The 16,470-nt window shown below is 69.3% G+C and carries 14 protein-coding genes; 11 read left to right on the forward strand and 3 right to left on the reverse strand.

Annotated features, from left to right (window positions below):
- Nucleotides 1-4: 4 nt before the first annotated feature.
- Genes OC490_RS38565 through OC490_RS38575 form a run of 3 tightly spaced genes read left to right on the forward strand, consistent with a single transcriptional unit; the run spans nucleotide 5 to nucleotide 1,401 of the window.
- Complete coding sequence (locus OC490_RS38565; protein WP_019071426.1) at nucleotides 5-436, forward strand: roadblock/LC7 domain-containing protein; 432 nt, start codon at nucleotides 5-7, stop codon at nucleotides 434-436.
- 1 nt (nucleotide 437) lies between these two features.
- Nucleotides 438-797 (forward strand): DUF742 domain-containing protein, encoded by a 360-nt coding sequence (locus OC490_RS38570; RefSeq protein ID WP_262062707.1) that lies wholly within the window; start codon nucleotides 438-440, stop codon nucleotides 795-797.
- Nucleotides 784-1,401, forward strand: coding sequence for a GTP-binding protein (locus OC490_RS38575; RefSeq protein ID WP_200715062.1), 618 nt, complete (start codon nucleotides 784-786; stop codon nucleotides 1,399-1,401). Before OC490_RS38570 ends, OC490_RS38575 begins: the two co-directional genes overlap by 14 nt.
- On the opposite strand, the gene OC490_RS38580 is transcribed toward OC490_RS38575, so the two are convergent.
- Both OC490_RS38580 and OC490_RS38585 read right to left on the reverse strand, forming a co-directional pair.
- On the reverse strand, nucleotides 1,382-2,890 hold the full coding sequence (locus OC490_RS38580) for a M81 family metallopeptidase (RefSeq protein ID WP_262062708.1): 1,509 nt from the start codon (nucleotides 2,888-2,890) through the stop codon (nucleotides 1,382-1,384). The genes OC490_RS38575 and OC490_RS38580 overlap by 20 nt on opposite strands.
- A 76-nt stretch (nucleotides 2,891-2,966) precedes the next feature.
- On the reverse strand, nucleotides 2,967-4,160 hold the full coding sequence (locus tag OC490_RS38585) for an ROK family transcriptional regulator (protein WP_262062709.1): 1,194 nt from the start codon (nucleotides 4,158-4,160) through the stop codon (nucleotides 2,967-2,969).
- Between the two features lie 180 nt (nucleotides 4,161-4,340).
- Here OC490_RS38585 and OC490_RS38590 point away from each other — a divergent pair, with 180 nt between their 5' ends.
- The 6 genes from OC490_RS38590 (at nucleotide 4,341) to OC490_RS38615 (ending at nucleotide 12,102) form a co-directional block, all read left to right on the forward strand.
- Nucleotides 4,341-6,098, forward strand: coding sequence for a peptide ABC transporter substrate-binding protein (locus tag OC490_RS38590; RefSeq protein WP_262062710.1), 1,758 nt, complete (start codon nucleotides 4,341-4,343; stop codon nucleotides 6,096-6,098).
- Nucleotides 6,099-6,101: 3 nt separating this feature from the next.
- Nucleotides 6,102-7,061, forward strand: coding sequence for an ABC transporter permease (locus OC490_RS38595; RefSeq protein WP_262062711.1), 960 nt, complete (start codon nucleotides 6,102-6,104; stop codon nucleotides 7,059-7,061).
- Entirely contained in the window at nucleotides 7,058-7,936 is an 879-nt protein-coding gene (locus OC490_RS38600) for an ABC transporter permease (protein ID WP_262062712.1), read from the forward strand. The genes OC490_RS38595 and OC490_RS38600 overlap by 4 nt, the downstream gene beginning before the upstream one ends.
- Nucleotides 7,933-9,588, forward strand: a complete 1,656-nt coding sequence (locus OC490_RS38605; protein WP_262062713.1) for a dipeptide ABC transporter ATP-binding protein — start codon at nucleotides 7,933-7,935, stop codon at nucleotides 9,586-9,588. The genes OC490_RS38600 and OC490_RS38605 overlap by 4 nt, the downstream gene beginning before the upstream one ends.
- Nucleotides 9,585-10,520 carry an ROK family protein gene (locus tag OC490_RS38610; RefSeq protein ID WP_262062714.1) on the forward strand — a complete coding sequence of 312 codons (936 nt, stop codon included), beginning with the start codon at nucleotides 9,585-9,587 and terminating at the stop codon, nucleotides 10,518-10,520. The genes OC490_RS38605 and OC490_RS38610 overlap by 4 nt, the downstream gene beginning before the upstream one ends.
- 184 nt (nucleotides 10,521-10,704) lie before the next feature.
- On the forward strand, nucleotides 10,705-12,102 hold the full coding sequence (locus tag OC490_RS38615) for a glycoside hydrolase family 43 protein (protein ID WP_262062715.1): 1,398 nt from the start codon (nucleotides 10,705-10,707) through the stop codon (nucleotides 12,100-12,102).
- Between the two features lie 76 nt (nucleotides 12,103-12,178).
- Here OC490_RS38615 and OC490_RS38620 read toward each other — a convergent pair whose 3' ends face one another.
- Entirely contained in the window at nucleotides 12,179-13,141 is a 963-nt protein-coding gene (locus OC490_RS38620; RefSeq protein ID WP_019071415.1) for an ABC transporter substrate-binding protein, read from the reverse strand.
- 364 nt (nucleotides 13,142-13,505) lie between these two features.
- Here OC490_RS38620 and OC490_RS38625 point away from each other — a divergent pair, with 364 nt between their 5' ends.
- Together OC490_RS38625 and OC490_RS38630 are read left to right on the forward strand one after the other, a co-directional pair.
- Nucleotides 13,506-15,995: a sensor histidine kinase gene (locus tag OC490_RS38625; protein ID WP_262062716.1), complete on the forward strand. Its 2,490-nt coding sequence runs from the start codon at nucleotides 13,506-13,508 to the stop codon at nucleotides 15,993-15,995.
- Entirely contained in the window at nucleotides 15,992-16,468 is a 477-nt protein-coding gene (locus tag OC490_RS38630; RefSeq protein ID WP_019071413.1) for a roadblock/LC7 domain-containing protein, read from the forward strand. Before OC490_RS38625 ends, OC490_RS38630 begins: the two co-directional genes overlap by 4 nt.
- The last annotated feature ends 2 nt before the right edge of the window (nucleotides 16,469-16,470 follow it).

The following is a 16,470-nucleotide window of genomic DNA, read 5'->3' on the forward strand; positions in this document are numbered from 1 at the left end:
CGCCATGACACGTCCCGTGCCCGCCACGCACACCCAACTCGACCAGTTGCTCACCGGACTCGTGGACCGGGTGGCCGAGGTGAACCAGGCCGTCGTGCTGTCCGAGGACGGCCTCGTCGTCAGCAAGTCCACCGGGTTCCTGCGCGACGACGCCGAGCGGCTCGCGGCCACCGCGTCCGGGCTGATGAGCCTCAGCAAGGGGGTCAGCATGGACTTCCGGGGCGGTCCGGTGCGCCAGGCGCTGATCGAGATGGCGAACAGCTATCTGATCCTCACCTCGGCGGGCCCCGGCGCCCATCTGGTCGTCCTGACCGGTCCGGGCGCGGACGTCGGGGTCGTGGCGTACCAGATGAACATGCTGGTGAAGAAGATAGGCGAGCATCTCAGCGCCGCGCCGCGGGCCAACGTCGGCCCCGCGGCCGGCTCCGGCGAGTGAGGTGAGCGGTGGCGACGCGGCGGGACGGCTCGTACGACCGTTCACGCTGACCGGTGGCAGAACCCGGCCCAGCCGCGCCGATTTCACCCTCATCACCACGGTGACCGCGGTCGACCCGACGCCCGCGCGGGCGCCCCGGCCGCAGCCGGAGCAGTCCCGCATCCTGCGGCTGTGCGCCGAGCCGCTGGCGGTGGCGGAGGTCGCGGCCCTTGTCGACCTTCCGGTGAGCGTGGTAGTGATCATGCTCTGCGATCTGCTGGAGGCGGGCCTGATCACGGCCCGTCCGCCGCACCCGGTCTCCCGTACCAGCCCGGACATGGACCTGCTGCAGAAAGTGAGGGAGGGCCTTGGCCGGCTCTGACACCATCGCTCCGGCACCCGCGCCGCCCGAGACGGTCAAGATCCTGATCGCGGGGGGCTTCGGCGTCGGAAAGACCACCATGGTCGGTTCGGTGAGCGAGATCGCGCCGCTGCGCACCGAGGAACCGCTCACCTCGGCGAGCCTGGCCGTCGACGACCTCGACGGCATCGAGGAGAAACGGGCCACCACCGTGGCCCTGGACTTCGGCCGGATCACCATCGGCCAGGACCTGGTGCTGTACCTGTTCGGTACCCCGGGCCAGCAGCGGTTCTGGTTCATGTGGAACGACCTGGCACTCGGCGCCCTGGGCGCGGTGGTCCTGATCGACGTGCGCCGCCCGAAGTCCAGCTTCGCGGCCGTCGACTTCTTCGAACGCCGGGGCATCCCGTTCGTGGTGGGCGTGAACGGCTTCTACGGCGAGCACCCGTATCCGGCGGAGGCGGTCCGCGACGCGCTGGCGCTCCCGGAGGACGTCCGGGTGCTGCTGTGCGACGCCAGGGACCGCGACTCGTGCCGGAACGTACTGATCGCGCTGCTCGACCAGTTGATCGCCGCCGCCATCGAGGACGGCGGGGGCGGCAGACTCACTCGTCCGCCCCGCTGAGCGGCTCGTCCGAGGAGGCGATGACCCGGGCCGTGAGGTCCGGCTCTGCCATGTCCCGGTCGAAGGGGAACATCGGCCGCCGGATCCGGTGATGACCGAGCCGGACGAGGTCCTGGTCGACCCCGCCGGGGGTGAGGGCCATCTTCCAGTCGGCGGCCATGGCGAAGAGCTCGGGTTCGAGATAGCCGATCTTGACGAGCACGAGATCGGCCGCGCGCGGCTCCAACTCCAGGTCGGTGAAGTCGTGTTCGTGGTGGTACGGCTTCCGCAGCCGGGTCAGGATCACGTACACGCTGCCGACCCTCAGAACCACTTCGGTCTCCGCGTCCCGGTCGCCGTGCCGGACCGAGTGGACGACGCCGGTGAGGGTGAGCGGGGGCGCGTGGCGGTCGTCGACCCCGGCACCCGCCGTGACGGTGACGGTGGCGCCGACACCGGCACGCTCCGCTGTCGCTACGGCGGCCGGTCCGGGCAGCGACGCGTAGATGACCGTAGGTCCGTCCTGGTCCTTGAACTCCGGGCGTTCCAGGACCTGTTGGAGCCCCCAGGTGACGTCGCCCGCGCCGCCGGCGGTCGGGTTGTCGCCGGTGTCGCTGATGAAGTACGGGCGGGCGGTGGCGGCGAGGGCCTCGTCGAGGCAGTCGTCCAGGGTGCCGGTCGGGGCGACGAACTCGAAGTCGTGCCGGGCCTCCCAGAAATTGCGCGCCAACTGTTCGGCGCCGGCGGCGACTTGGGCGACGGACGGTCCGGTGACGACGACCGCGGCCCGGTTGCGGGGCTCGTCGGCCCACGCGTAGCCGACCCAGATCGCCGCGTCGGTGACTCCTTCGGTCGCTTCCACTTCCTCTACGGCCGCGTAGACGCTCTTCGCTGGTTCGATGCGGGTGGAGGTCTGTTCGCCTGCGAGCAGTACCGGGACCGGGATCCAGGCCTTGACCGGGCGGGGGGCGCCGCTCGCCAGGAGGTCGACGAGGTTGCGGGCGGCGCGTTCCTTGGTGTCCATGGCGTCCTCGTGCGGGGCCATGCGGTAGCAGGTGATCAGGTCGCTCTGGTGGACCAGTTCTCGGGAGACGTTGCCGTGGAGGTCCATGGAGGTCGACACGAGTGTGTGCGGGCCGACGGTTTCCCGGATGCGGGTGAGGAGTTGGGCCTCGGCGTCGTCCATGCCCTCTACCGTCATCGCGCCGTGGATGTCGTACCAGAGGCCGTCCAGGGGGCCCAAGTGCCTGAGTCTGTCGATGAGTTCGTCGGAGAGGGCGGTGAAGGCGGTGGACGTCACCGTGCCGCCGGGGAGGGCCTTGCCCACGAGGGCGCCCTGCCAGTCGGCGGCTTCCCTGAGGGGGGTGCCGGGGGCGAGGAAGGGGTAGCGGGTCAACACCTCGGGGCCGCGCTGGGGGTGGAAGGCGGGGGCCTCCGTGCGGGCCGGGGAGAACGTCGAGGATTCGATACCGAGACCGGCGATCGCGATGACAGGACGAGAAGAAGGCATGGGGGCTCCAGGTCGTGTGTCGGGTGCGGGTTCGTTGTGGCTGGTCGCGCAGTTCCCCGCGCCCCTGAAAAACAAGTCACCGTGTCTTGTCTGTGACCGTCTGGAGGGCTTGCGCCAGTGCTCGCTGTAGGGCGAACTGGCCTGCGCCCACCAAGCCCGCGTCCGCGCCCAGGCTGGCGCGGTCGATCACCAGGTGTTCGGTGACCAACGGATGGCAGCCTTCATAGAGTTGGCTGCGGACTGCCGCGACGAAGGGTTCCAGGGTGGAGAGGATGCCGCCCAGATACACGGCGTCCGGGTTGAAGAAGTTGACGTTGGCCGCGAGGACCTGGCCCAGGTAGCGGCCGGCCTGGCGGACGGCTCGGGTCGCCTCGGGGTGGGCGTCGGTGGCGAGGCGTACGACGTCCTCCGTGGTCGTCACGTCCAGACCGTGGCCGCGCAGGATGCGGACGAGGGCGGCGCCCGAGGCGACGGTCTCCAGGCAGCCGGTGTTGCCGCAGGAGCAGGGGATGTCGTGGGCGGCCTCGACCCGGACGTGGGTGATCTCGCCCGCCGCACCGGTGCCGCCGCGGTAGAGGCGGCCGTCGGCGATGACGCCGGCGCCGATCGCGGTGCCCGTCTTGACCATGATCGACTGACGGCGTTCGGCGGGCTGCACGGTGTGCTCGCCCACGGCCATGCAGTTGGCGTCGTTCTCGATGGCCGCCGGGACGCCGAACCGGTCCTCCAGCCAGGCCCGGACCGGGAAGCGGTTCCAGCCGGGCATCCGGGACGGGAGGGTCACGACTCCGCCCGCGATGTCGACCGGGCCCGGCAGCGAGAGTCCGACCCCGCGCAGCAGCTCCGGGCCGCGTCGCTCGGCGAGGGCGGTGAGCGTGTCGGCGAGACCCGGGAGCGCGGCCTCCGGACCGTCCGCCGTCGCGAACGGGACGGTCGACACGTCGGTGAGGCCGCCGCCGGGGAGTACGACGCCCACGTGCGCGTGCTTGCCGCCGAGTTCGGCAGCGACCGCGAAGCCGTCGCTGCCGCCCAGCCGCAGTACCTTGCGCGGCCGGCCGCCGGTGGAGGAGCGCGTGCCGTGCTCGGCGACCAGGCCCAGGGACACGAGTTGGCCCACCGCCAGGGAGATCGTCGAGGGCGCGGCGCCGAGCAGTTCGGCGAGGTCGGTGCGGGTGGCGGCCTGCCCGGAGGCGAGGAGTTCGAGGACGTGCTCGGCCAGTGAGGAGACGCCCGAGGTGCTCTTCCGGCGATGCGCACTTTTTTCAGGCATGAAGGAAGTTACTTCCGGATCGGCGATCGAGGCGACGAGCGTAAGTCACCTACACGCCCTGTGCGCTTTTTCCAGAACGGCAGTAACAGGCTTTTTACAGCGGCACGCCTGTTTCTTCGACCACAGGGGTCGTTGACTGTCCTCACTCCCGCCTCCGCCCCTCTTTTTCCGAGGAGAACCATGTCCCCTGTCCGCAAGAGACTCCTCGCCGGTGCCTCCCTGACCACGGCCTCGCTGCTGCTCGCGGGCTGTTCCGGGTCGAGCGGTACGTCGTCCTCCGGGTCGCACGACTCGATCAACTACGCGCTGCCCGCGAACTTCACCCCGAACTGGATCCTCCCGATCGGCACGGCGGCCCACCTCAACACCAACAACATCTCCATCGCGAACGCGCTGTGGGAGCCGCTGATCGCCTACGACGGCTCGACCGGGGCCATGGGCTGGAACAAGAAGGGCTCGGTGGCGACCGCCGCCGACTTCGCGGCCGACAACAAGAGCGTCACGATCACCCTCGGCGACCGGCACTGGAGCGACGGCAAGCCGATCACCTCCGCCGACGTGAAGTTCTGGTTCGACCTCATCAAGGCGAACAAGTCCCAGTGGGCGGGCTACAACCCCGGCAAGGCGCCGGACAACTGGACGTCCTTCAAGACCGTGGACGCCCGGCACTTCACCATCACCTTCGACAAGGCCTACAACCCGCAGTGGATGCTGGCCAACGAGCTGAGTTCCATCAACCCGCTCCCCCAGCACGTGTGGGACAAGGCCGGGGACGCCAAGAAGGACTGGACGTACCTCAACAGCGCGGCGAAGAACATCAACGGGTACGCCACGAACGCCCTGTGGAAGACGGTCAGCGGCCCGTACACCGTGAAGTCCTTCTCCACGGCCGGCAAGGTCGTCCTGGCCGCCAACACGAAGTACGACGGCGGCGAGAAGGCCGGCATCCCCACTGTGAACCTCCTCCCGTTCACGACAGCGGACGCGGAGAAGAACGCGCTGCGCTCCGGGAGCGTCGACTACGGCTACATCGAGGCCACCGACCTCGACCAGAAGGACAGCTTCACCGCGCAGGGCTACACCGTGAAGCCGTGGTCGGGCTGGGCGATCACCTACATGCCGTACAACTTCAACAACCCTTCCATGGGTGCCGTGTTCAAGCAGCTCTACGCCCGGCAGGCCGTGCAGCGGTCGATCGACCAGAGCAGCCTGGCGAAGGTCATCTTCAACGGGACGGCGGTGCCCGGTTACGGGCCGGTCCCGCAGGCGCAGAGCTCGTCGTTCCTGTCGGACACGCAGAAGAGCGACCCGTATCCGTTCTCGACCTCGGCCGCCAAGTCGCTGCTCAGCAGCCATGGTTGGAGCGAGCAGGGCGGGGTGATGACCTGCACCGGCCCCGGCACCGGCGCCGCCCAGTGCGGTGAAGGGGTCGCCAAGGGGACGAAGTTCCAGATGCAGGTGCTGTCGCAGTCCGGTTCGACGGTGACCGACAACATGATGAGCGCGATCCAGTCCTCGCTGGCGAAGACCGGCATCAAGTTCTCCATCAAGACCGCGCCCGTCAACTCCGTGCTGTCGCAGACCCCGCAGTGCACCGCCTCGCAGTCAATCTGCAAGTGGCAGCTGTCCTACTTCGGTACGGCGGGCAGCTGGTACTTCCCGGCCTTCCCGACCGGTGACTCGCTCTTCCAGACGAAGGGCGGCGCGAACTTCGGCAACTACTCCAACACCGAGGTCGACAAGCTCATCTCCGCGTCCACGACGTCGAGTTCGGCGCAGGCGGTCCAGGACTACAGCGCGGCTCTCGCCAAGGACCTGCCGGTGATCTGGCTGCCGGAGCCCGACTACCAGATCTCCGTCGTCAAGAACGGCCTCGGCGGCTTCTCGCAGGACCCGCTCGCCAACTTCCACCCGGCACAGTGGAAGTGGACCAGCTGAGGCATGGACACCCTCCTGTACCTCACCCGGCGGATCGCCCAGGCACTGGTCGTCATCCTCATCGTGACGGTCGTGGTGTTCGGTCTGCTGCACGCGCTGCCCGGGGGTCCCGCACGCGGGATCCTCGGCCCGCAGGCCACGCCCCAGCAGATCACGCTCTTCAACCACGACCAGGGGCTCGACCGGCCGCTGCCCGTGCAGTACCTGTACTACCTGCGGCAGTTGCTGCACGGCGACCTCGGCACGTCGTACACCCTCAACGAGGCAGTGTCCCAGCTCATCGAGCAACGGCTGCCGAAGACACTGGTGTTGACCGTGCTGTCGGCGGTTGTCGGGCTGCTGCTCGCCCTTCCGCTGGGCATGTGGCAGGCCGTGCGGCGCAACAAACCGGCCGACTACGTCATCACCACGTTGAGCTTCGTGGCGTACTCGACTCCCGTGTACTTCCTGGGACTTGTGCTGGTGATGGTCTTCACGCAGGTGCTGCGGTGGTTTCCTTCGCAGGCGCCGCAGGGGGACACGGTGGCTCAAGTCTTCGCGGATCCCGTTGCGTTGGTGCTGCCGGTGGTGACGGGGGCGGCCTCGATGGTTGCCGTGTTCAGTCGGTACATGCGGGCGGCGACGTTGGAGAACCTGTCCGAGGACTACGTCCGGACGGCTCGAGCGGGGGGTTCGCGGCAGCGGGCGATCCTCTTCAAGCACGTGTTCCGGAACTCGTTGACGCCGGTGATCGCGATGCTCGGGTACTACGTGCCGGTGCTGTTCGGGGGTGCGTTGGTTGTTGAGCAGCTCTTCAACTACCCCGGGATGGGGCTGTTGTTCTGGAGTGCGGCTCAGTCGTCCGACTATCCGGTGCTGTTGGGGTGTGTGTTGGTGATCTCTGTGGCGACTGTGGTGGGGACCCTCCTTGCTGACGTCGTTCAGCGGATCGTGGATCCCCGAGTGAAGGCGGGTCGGACATGAGTGTTCAAAGTGCCGGCCGGTGGGGGCTGGTCGCGCAGTTCCCCGCGCCCCTGGTTGCTCGCTTCGCCCGCAACAGGCTCGCGGTTGGCGGACTCGTAGTCGTTGCCCTCTTCCTTCTCTTCTGTTTCGTCGGCCCCCTCCTCTACTCCACCGACCAGACCCATACCGACCTCACGCAGGTCAACCTCGGGCCCGGCGGCTCCCATTGGCTCGGTACCGATGCCGTTGGGCATGACGAGCTCGGGCGGCTGATGTACGGCGGGAAGGTGTCGTTGCTCGTCGGTCTCGCGGCCGGGGTGCTCGCCACCGTCATCGGGACGGTCTGGGGGTCTGTCGCCGGGTATGCCGGCGGGTGGGTCGACGCGGTGATGATGCGGGTCGTGGACGCCGGGATCGCGATTCCGGCGCTGTTCATCCTGCTGGTCGTGTCCGCCATCACCACGCCGGACACGGGCGGGCTGATCGTCATTCTGGGGCTGGTGTCCTGGCTGGTGCCTTCGCGGCTGGTGCGGGCGGAGACGTTGACGTTGAAGAGCCGCGACTATGTGCTGACCCTGCGCGCCATCGGCGGTTCGCACAGCCGGGCCATCACCAGGCACATCCTGCCCAACTCGGTGTCGACCATCGTCGTCGCGGCCACCTTCCAGGTCGCCGACGCGATCCTGCTCGTCGCCTATGTGTCCTATCTGGGGCTGGGAGTTCAGCCGCCGGCGACCGACTGGGGCGGCATGCTCTCGGCCGGGCTGACGGCCGCCTACTCGGGACGCTGGTGGCTGATCGTGCCGCCGGGCCTCGCAATCATCCTCGTCGTGTGCGCGTTCAACGCGATCGGTGACGGACTGCGGGACGCCTTCGACGTAAAGGGACGCGGATGAACAACATCCTGGAGATGGAGAACCTGGGCGTCACCTTCTCGACGGAGAACGGTGATGTGCCCGCTGTGCGCGGGGTTTCGTTGCGGGTCGCGCCCGGCGAGACGCTGGCCCTGGTGGGTGAGTCCGGGTCGGGGAAGTCGACCGTGGCGCTTGCCGCCCTCGGGCTGTTGCCGGGCAACGCCCGTGCCTCCGGAGGTGTTTCGGTCGGCGGTACTGATGTGGTCGGCGCCGGTGAGGCCGAACTCTCGCGACTGCGTGGGCGTACGGCCTCGATGGTGTTCCAGGAGCCTGCCACCGCGCTCGATCCGCTGACCCGAATCGGCAGGCAGATAGCGGAAGTCGTACGGAATCATCGGGACGTCTCCCGGCAGGAGGCCGCTGCCGAGGCCGTCGCGTTGCTGCGCAGGGTCGGTATTCCCGACCCCGAGCGGCGGGCCTCCGCGTTTCCGTTCCAGTTGTCCGGTGGGCAGCGGCAGCGGGTCGTCATCGCCATGGCCATCGCCAACTCGCCGGGGCTGCTCGTCGCGGACGAGCCGACCACCGCGCTCGATGTCACCGTGCAGGCCGAAATCCTGGATCTGCTGCGGGCGTTGGCCGTCGACTCGGGCACGGGCGTACTGCTGGTCACGCACAACATGGGGGTCGTCGCCGATTTCGCCGACCGGGTCGCCGTGATGCTGGAGGGGGAGGTCGTGGAGACGGGGGCGGTGGAGGACGTGCTGTTGCGGCCCACGCACGAGTACACGCGGAAGTTGTTGGCGGCCGTGCCCCGGCTCGCCGTGAGCGGGGCAGAGAGTCCCGTGCGCGAAGAGACTCCCGAGGGGGCGCCGGTCGTCGAACTCCGGGGTGTGGGTGTGCGGTTCGGGCGGGGGTCGCGTGCCGTGCGAGCGCTGGAGGACGTGTCGCTGACCGTGCGGGCCGGGGAGACCGTGGGGCTCGTCGGTGAGTCCGGGTCGGGGAAGTCGACCGCCGCTCGGGTGGCCCTGGGGTTGGTCGCGCCGGAGTCCGGGGACGTCTCGCTCTTCGGGGCCGATCTGCGCAAGTCGCGGGGACGGGCGCGGCGGGCCCTGCTGGCCGGGGTCGGTGTGGTGCTGCAGGATCCGGTGGCCTCGCTGGACGCGCGGATGAGTGTCACGGAGTGTGTGGCCGAGCCGTTGCGGGTGCACCGGCGTGGCATGGGCGCGGCCGAGCGGCGGGAGCGGGTCGCCGAGGTGCTCGAACTGGTGCGGCTGCCAAGGGAGTTGGCGCGGCGTGGGCCGCGTGAGCTGTCCGGTGGGCAGCGGCAGCGGGTGAGCCTCGCGCGGGCGCTGGTGCTCGCACCGCGGTTGCTGGTCGCGGACGAGCCGACGAGCGCGCTGGACGTGAGTGTGCAGCAGACCGTGCTGGAGGTCATCGCCGAGTTGCAGGCGGAGCTCGGGTTCGCGTGTCTCTTCGTGTCGCACGACCTGGCCGTGGTGCAGCGGTTCGCGGGGCGGGTTGTCGTGATGCGGGGTGGGCGGGTCGAGGAACAGGGGGCGACCATGAGCACGTTGCTGCGTCCGGAGACCGCGTACACGCGTCGGCTCATCGCCGCCGTGCCCGTGCCCGATCCGGTGCTCCAACGGGAGCGCAGAGAACGCCGGGTGGCGTCGGGGACGGAGGCCGGCGCGTGAGCGAGGCTCCCCGGGTGATCGCCGGCGTCGACATCGGCGGGACCACCACTCAGGTCGTGCTGTGCACGGACCGGCTCGACGTCCTGGACCGGGTGGAGGTGCCGACCCCGGCGAGCGAGGGCGGGACGGCGATGCTCGACGCCGCCCTCTCCGCGCTACGGCGGCTGCTGGACCGTACGCCCGCCCGGTTGCTCGGGGTCGGGGTCGGCGCGGCCGGGCTCGTGGATGTGCGGGCCGGGCGGATTCTCGTGGCGAGCGACTCGTTCCGTGACTGGGCCGGGTTCGAGGTGACGGCCGCTGTCGAACGGGCCCTGGACGTACCGGCGTTCCTCGACAACGACGTCAACGCGTTTCTGCGCGGGGAGGTCGCCAAGGGGGCCGTCGCGGGTGAGGAGAACGTGCTCGGGATGACGCTCGGCACCGGGGTGGGCGGCGCGCTGTGGCTGAATGACGCCCTTTACGACGGGCCGCGCGGGGCGGCCGGTGAGATCGGCCATGTGCCGGGGTTCGGCGAGCTGCCGTGCACGTGTGGCGGGCGGGGGCATCTGGAGACGCTGGCGTCGGGGCGGTCGATCGCGGCGCGGTACGGGGAGCGGACGGGGCGTGCGCTCACGGCCCGCGAGGTCGCCGGGGCGGCCCACGGCGGCGACCCGGACGCGCTCGCCGTCTACCGGGACGCGGGCCGTGGTGTGGCCCGTGCGCTGCTGATCACGGCGGGGCTGCTGGATGTCACGACGTGTGTGATCGGCGGGGGCGTCAGCCGCTCGTGGGAACTGGTCGAGTCGGCCGTGCGGGACACGCTGGCGCTGGAACCGCCGGTGAGCGGGCACCCGGTGCGGGTGCTGCCGGCCAGGCTCGGCGGTGACGCGGTGGCGATCGGGGCGGCGGCCCGGGCGCGGACGGAACTCCTGATCCACACCGGAGGCTCGTGATCCACACAGGGGGCACCCAGCAGACGCCTACGTGAACGGCGAGAACCGGCCAAGCACGACCGTGTGATTGACGCGCACACGCCCCATCCCTACCTTCTGATCGACTTACCGAACTCCGTTCGGAATATCGAACATTTCGGAACGATGGGCCGCTCGCACCCCACTCGCATCCCCTGGAGAACACATGGCCGTCCCCCCTCTCCCCCACCCCTCCCGCCGCCTCTTCCTCGGCATGGCCGCGACCGTCCCCCTCGCGGCCACCGGCGCGCTCACGCTCGGCGCCGGCAGCGCGCGGGCGGCGACCAACTCGGCCTATGTCATGTGCTACTTCACCGAGTCGCCGACGTTCCTGGGCGCCAACTACGGTCTGCACCTGGCCGTCAGCCTCGACGGTCTGCAGTGGACCCCGTTGAACCAGAACGCGCCCGTCGCCACCCCGACCGCGGGCTCCCTCGGCCTGCGCGACCCCTTCATCCTGCGCAAGCAGGACGGCACGTTCGCGGTCCTCGCGACCGACCTCAACGGCACCGACTGGTCGTACGTCAGCCAGTACATCCATGTCTGGGACTCCGTCGATCTGCGTACCTTCACCGGGTACCGGCGGATGAAGGTGCACAGCCTGGACACCCACGCCTGGGCGCCGGAGTCCTTCTGGGACGCGGGGCGCGGGCAGTACGGGGTGATCTACTCGGCCGTCAACGACAGCGGCCACAACGTCATCATGGTCAACTACACGAGCGACTTCGTGACCGCCGGGGATCCGCAGGTGTTCTTCGACCCCGGTTACGACGTCATCGACGGCGATCTCGCCGTGGGCGTGAACGGGGTCAACTACCTCTACTTCAAGAAGAATTCGACGCTGGTCGGCGCCAAGTCCACGTCCCTGGACCCCGGCAGCTTCACCGAGTTCAGCACGGCGGTCTCGCACAACGGCACCGAGGCCCCGACGCTGGTCAAGTCCCTTGCGTCGAGCTCCACTTGGTACCTCTGGGGGGACACCTGGGACCCCAACGGCGTCTTCTACGCCTGGCAGACCAGCAGTCTGGCGGCCGGCACCTGGACGGCCGTGGACCAGAAGCTCTACACGCAGCCGCTCAACTCCAAGCACTGCGGCATCGAGCCGATCACCGCGGCCGAGTACAACAACCTCGTGGCGAAGTGGGGCACGCCCGCCTGGAACCGGCTCAAGTCCTACAACTATCCGGCGCGTTACGTCCGGCACTCCAATTTCATCGGGCGGATCGACGCGTACGCCTTCGACCCGTACACCGACTCGCAGTGGACGCTGGTGCCGGGCCTCGCGGACAGCGCGGGCGTGTCCTTCCAGTCGGTCAACTACCCGACCCGGTATCTGCGGCACTACGACTACGCGCTCCAACTCGACGTGAACGACGGCACGTCGACGTTCGCCGGGGACGCCACGTTCTACCGGACGGCGGGCCTGGCGGACTCCAGCTGGGCGTCGTTCCGGTCGTACAACAACCCGACCCGCTACATCCGGCACTCCAACTACGTGCTGCGCATCGACCCGATCTCGACGGCCACGGACCAGCAGGACGCGACGTTCTACGTCGGCTACTGAGCCCCCGGGCACGACGGGCACGACGACGCGGGTGCCTCCCGGAGAACGGAGGCACCCGCGTCCGCGGCGGAACGGGTCAGCTCAGGCCGGCCGTCTTCAGCCAGGCCTTCGCGACGTCCAGCGGGTCCTTGTTCTGCGAGCCCACCTGGGTGTCGAGGTCCAGCAGGGTCGCCGTGTCGAGCTTCGCGGAGACCGCGTTGAGGGCGGCCACACCGGCGGCGGAGAGGCCGCTCTTGTAGACCAGGGGCTGCACGTTCTCGAAGCCGAAGAGCCGCTTCGGGTCCTGCAGCGTGACGTGCTTCTCCTTGGTGATGGTCGGGTCCGTGCTGAAGAGGTCCGCCGCCTGCACGGTGTTCTTCTTCAGCGCGGCGGCCGTCAGCGGGCCGCCCGCGTCCAGCGCCTTGAAGGACTTGAACTCCAGGCCGTAGACGGACTTCAGGCCCACCAGGCCCTGCTGCCGGGTCTGGAACTCCGGCGAGGCGCCGATGACCAGGTCCTTGGCGATGGACTTGAGGTCCCCGATGCTGGACTCGGACGTGAGGTTGTACTTCTTCGCGGTCTCCGCGTTGAGGGTGACCGTGTCCTTGTCCTCGGCGGCGGCCGGGTCCAGCAGCGTCAGCTTGGAGTCCAGCTTGGCGTTGATCGCGGCCGTGGTCGCGGCGAGGGTCGCCGGGGCGGCCTTCGGGTCGAGGTAGGCCAGCAGGGCGCCGTTGTACTCGGGCAGCACCGTGATGGAGCCGTTCTTGAGCAGGCCGTACGTGGTCTCACGGCTGCCGATGTTCGGCTTGTAAGTGACCTTGACGCCCTTGGCCTTGAGGGCCTCGCCGTAGATGTCGGCGATCAGGATGCTCTCGGCGAAGTTGTTCGAGCCGACGACGACCGTGTCGCCACTGGCCTTGCCGCCCGAGAGGGGGTTGTCGGACTTGCTGTCGGAGGACGACCCACATCCCGTGACAAGCGCAGCCGTGGCGGCGAGGGCGATGGCCGCCGCGCCGGGGTACCTAGTGCTGGACCAGCTGTTCTTCGCTTTAGAAGTCACAATTCCCGTTCCGGGGTTGGATGTTGGCACAGGCGTGCAGGCATGGCTGTGGCGTCCACGCGCGGGGCGTGAATGCCGCACTCCGCTGATCCAATCCAGCCGGTTCTTGGTCAGTCAAGAGAACTCTGGTCACCGATTGGCCTCAATGAGTGCCCAGTTGTGAAGGCAACGTAAACAGACCGGTCACGAACACAGGCGCTTTGTAATTGATTCTTGACGTAGGGCGACGCACTTGATCGTTCAAAGAGGCGGTAGTCTCCCCGGAGTTGGCGTCGGTCACAGCGGTGTGCGGGGGCCGCTTGGATCAAAAACAGTCACGTGTATCGCTGCGCGTACCGTGACAACACCCCACGAAGGAGGCCTGGTGTCCATACGGGGCTTCGCAGACCGTTGGCCCTTCAGGCGCAAGCTCAATCTGCTCGTCGGCGTACCGCTCGCGGTGGTCGCGGTGCTGCTGACGTATCTCATCACCGATGAGATCGGGCAGTCGACGGATGCGAGCGACGCGGCCCAGCTGGTGCGGGACAGCGGCCAGGTCGCCAGGCTGGTGAACCTCGTGGAGGCGGAGCACCAGCAGGCCATCCTGCTCTCCGTCCGCTTCGAGGCCACCAACGACGGCGGCACCCCCTCGCAGAGCGCCTACCGCAAGGCCCAGCAGGCCGTGGACAAGCAGGTCGAGAAGGTGCGCGACACCTTCGGCGACCGGCTGCCGGCCGGCGAGGCCCAGGCGCTCAGGGAGATCAACGGCCTGCAGACACTGCGCAACACGGTCGCCCAGAGCTATCTGCCCGCCGACAACATCGACCCCGCGTACACCAGCGCCTCGGACGGTCTGATCGACGGGCTCGACCTGGAGCACAACGCGAACCTCGCCACCACCTTCACCGGCAACCTGCTGGACTCCGTGCTGCGGGCCGATGCCGCCCACAGCTCGTTCGAGACCAGCGTGTTCTCGGCGACGACCGGTGACAGCAACGCGCTCATCGAGTTCACCAACGCCGTCGGCTCCTACGACCTGTACACCTACCAGGCCTCCCGCTTCGCCCGGTTCGCCACCGAGGAGCAGGCCGACGAGCTGTCCGGCGTCGAGCACACCACCCCGCAGCGGGAGATCGCCGAGGCGTACGCCGAGCTGCAGATCGACCCCAGTGGGCTGCAGGCCGAGTCGCCCGGCGCGGTCCGCAAGGCGTTCGCGGACGCCATGAGCGACTACCCCTCCTACCCGCAGCAGGCCGAGGCCCGGCTGAAGATCACCAGTTCGCTGATCGGCCAGATCGCCACCCGCGCCGACGACGCGTCCAGCTCCGCCTCCTGGCGCGCCGGACTGCTGCTGAGCCTCTCGCTGCTCGGCTTCGTGCTGTGGCTCGCCTTCGTGGTGATCGTGCGCCGCTCGGTGGTCCGCCCGGTGCAGGCCCTGACCGGCGCCGCCAAGCAGGTCGCCGAGGTCGCGGGCCGTGAACTCGCCCGCGTGGCCGACGACGACGCGGAGGACGACGGCCCGCCGATGCTGCGGGACATGCCGGTCACCGCGAAGGACGAGATCGGTGACCTCGCCGAGGCCTTCAACCATGTGCAGACCACGGCCGCCGCGCTGCTGGCCCGCCAGGTCGTCAGCCGCCGCAACGTCGCCGAGATGTTCGGCAACGTCGGCCGCCGTGTCAGCAACCTGACGACCCGTCAACTCGCGCTGATCGACGCGGTGGAGCGCGGCGAGACCGACCCCGCGCTCCTCGAACGCCTCTACTCCATCGACCACATCGCCGTCCGTCTGCGCCGCAACGCGGACAGCCTGATGCTGCTCGCCGGCATCCGCGAGACCGTGCTCGACGGCGGACCCACCGAACTCACCAACGTCGTACGGGCCGCGCTCGGCCAGATCGAAGGCTTCCAGCGGGTGAGTCTGCGGGCCGACACCGAGATCATGGTGGAGCCCGACATCATCGGCGACCTCACGCTGATGGTGGCCGAACTCCTGGAGAACGCGGTCTCGTTCTCCCCCGCGGGCAGCCCCGTCGAGGTGGTCGTCCGCACCGACGGCGACGACGCGCTGATCGTCGTGGCCGACCACGGTCTCGGAATGAGCGCCGACCGTATCGCCGAGGAGAACGCCCGGCTGATCCGCCGTGAGCGTCTGGACCTGGTGCCGACGAAGGTGCTCGGTCTGTTCGTGGTCGGTACGCTGGCCCGCCGCTGGGACATCGACGTCACGCTGGCCCGCACGCCGGGCGGCGGTGTGACGGCCGAGGTGACCATCCCGGCGACGCTGCTGCTGCGCATGAGCGCGCTGGCCTCCGGCGGTTCGGCGGAAGGACACGCGGGGCCCGACAAGGCGCTCGCGCCCGCCGGGTCGGGGCTCAACTCCGGTGAGGAGCAACGCCGTCCGGCTCCCTCCTGGGCCGCCTCGGACTCCGGACCGCGTCCGTCGATCACCCTGAGCAGACCCGAGCCGGCCGTGTCCGAGCATGTGCGTGCCGAGGACGAGCCCGTCCCGCTGCCCCGCCGGGTCTCCCGGTACGAGACGGCGCCGACGGCCGCCCCGGCTCCTCCGCCCCTCACCCACCACGCCCCGGCGGACGACTCCGCCGCCTTCGACACCGGCCCCGGAGGCTCCCGCCCCCTGCGCCGACGGGTCAAGGGCGCCACCCTTCGTACGGGCGCCGACGACGCCGCCCAGCAAGCCGCCAGGCAGGCCCCCCGGCCCGCCGACGCGGACGCCGTCCGCTCGGCCCTCGAAGAGTTCGAGGCCGCCGTGGAACAGGCCCATCGCGACAGCGACACCCTCACGGGCCTGCGCCCCACGGACGCGGACCACCCGCACGACCGGAACCACCTCCCGAAAGGAGCGGAGCAGTGAGTACGTCGACAGGTGAAACTCCCAGGGGAGGCACCACGCCGGCCGAACTGCAGGCAGCCGCGGCCGATTTCAACTGGCTGCTCAACCGTTTCGCGACGGAGACCGCGGGTGTCGTCGACGCCATCGCGGTGTCCTCCGACGGTCTGCTGATCGCCGTGGCGGAACTGCGCGAGCACGCCCACTCGGAGCGGCTCGGGGCCATCGTCTCCGGCATCACCAGCCTGGCCGCCGGCGCCTCCGGCAACTACGGTCTCGGCGGCCTGAACAAGGTCATCATCGACCTGGAGGGCGGCCACGTCCTCGTCTCCGCGATCGGCAGCGGCGCCGTCCTCGGCGTCGTCACCGACAAGGAGGCCAAGCTCGGCAACATCGCCTACGAGATGACGCTGTTCGCCAACCGTGCCGGTTCCGCGCTCAACCCGCAGCTGGTGCTCCAGCTGAAGAACAGCGTCGGCGCCGCTTCGGCTCGGTGACC

It is taken from the genome of Streptomyces sp. STR69 (assembly GCF_024519455.1).
Taxonomy (GTDB): domain Bacteria; phylum Actinomycetota; class Actinomycetes; order Streptomycetales; family Streptomycetaceae; genus Streptomyces.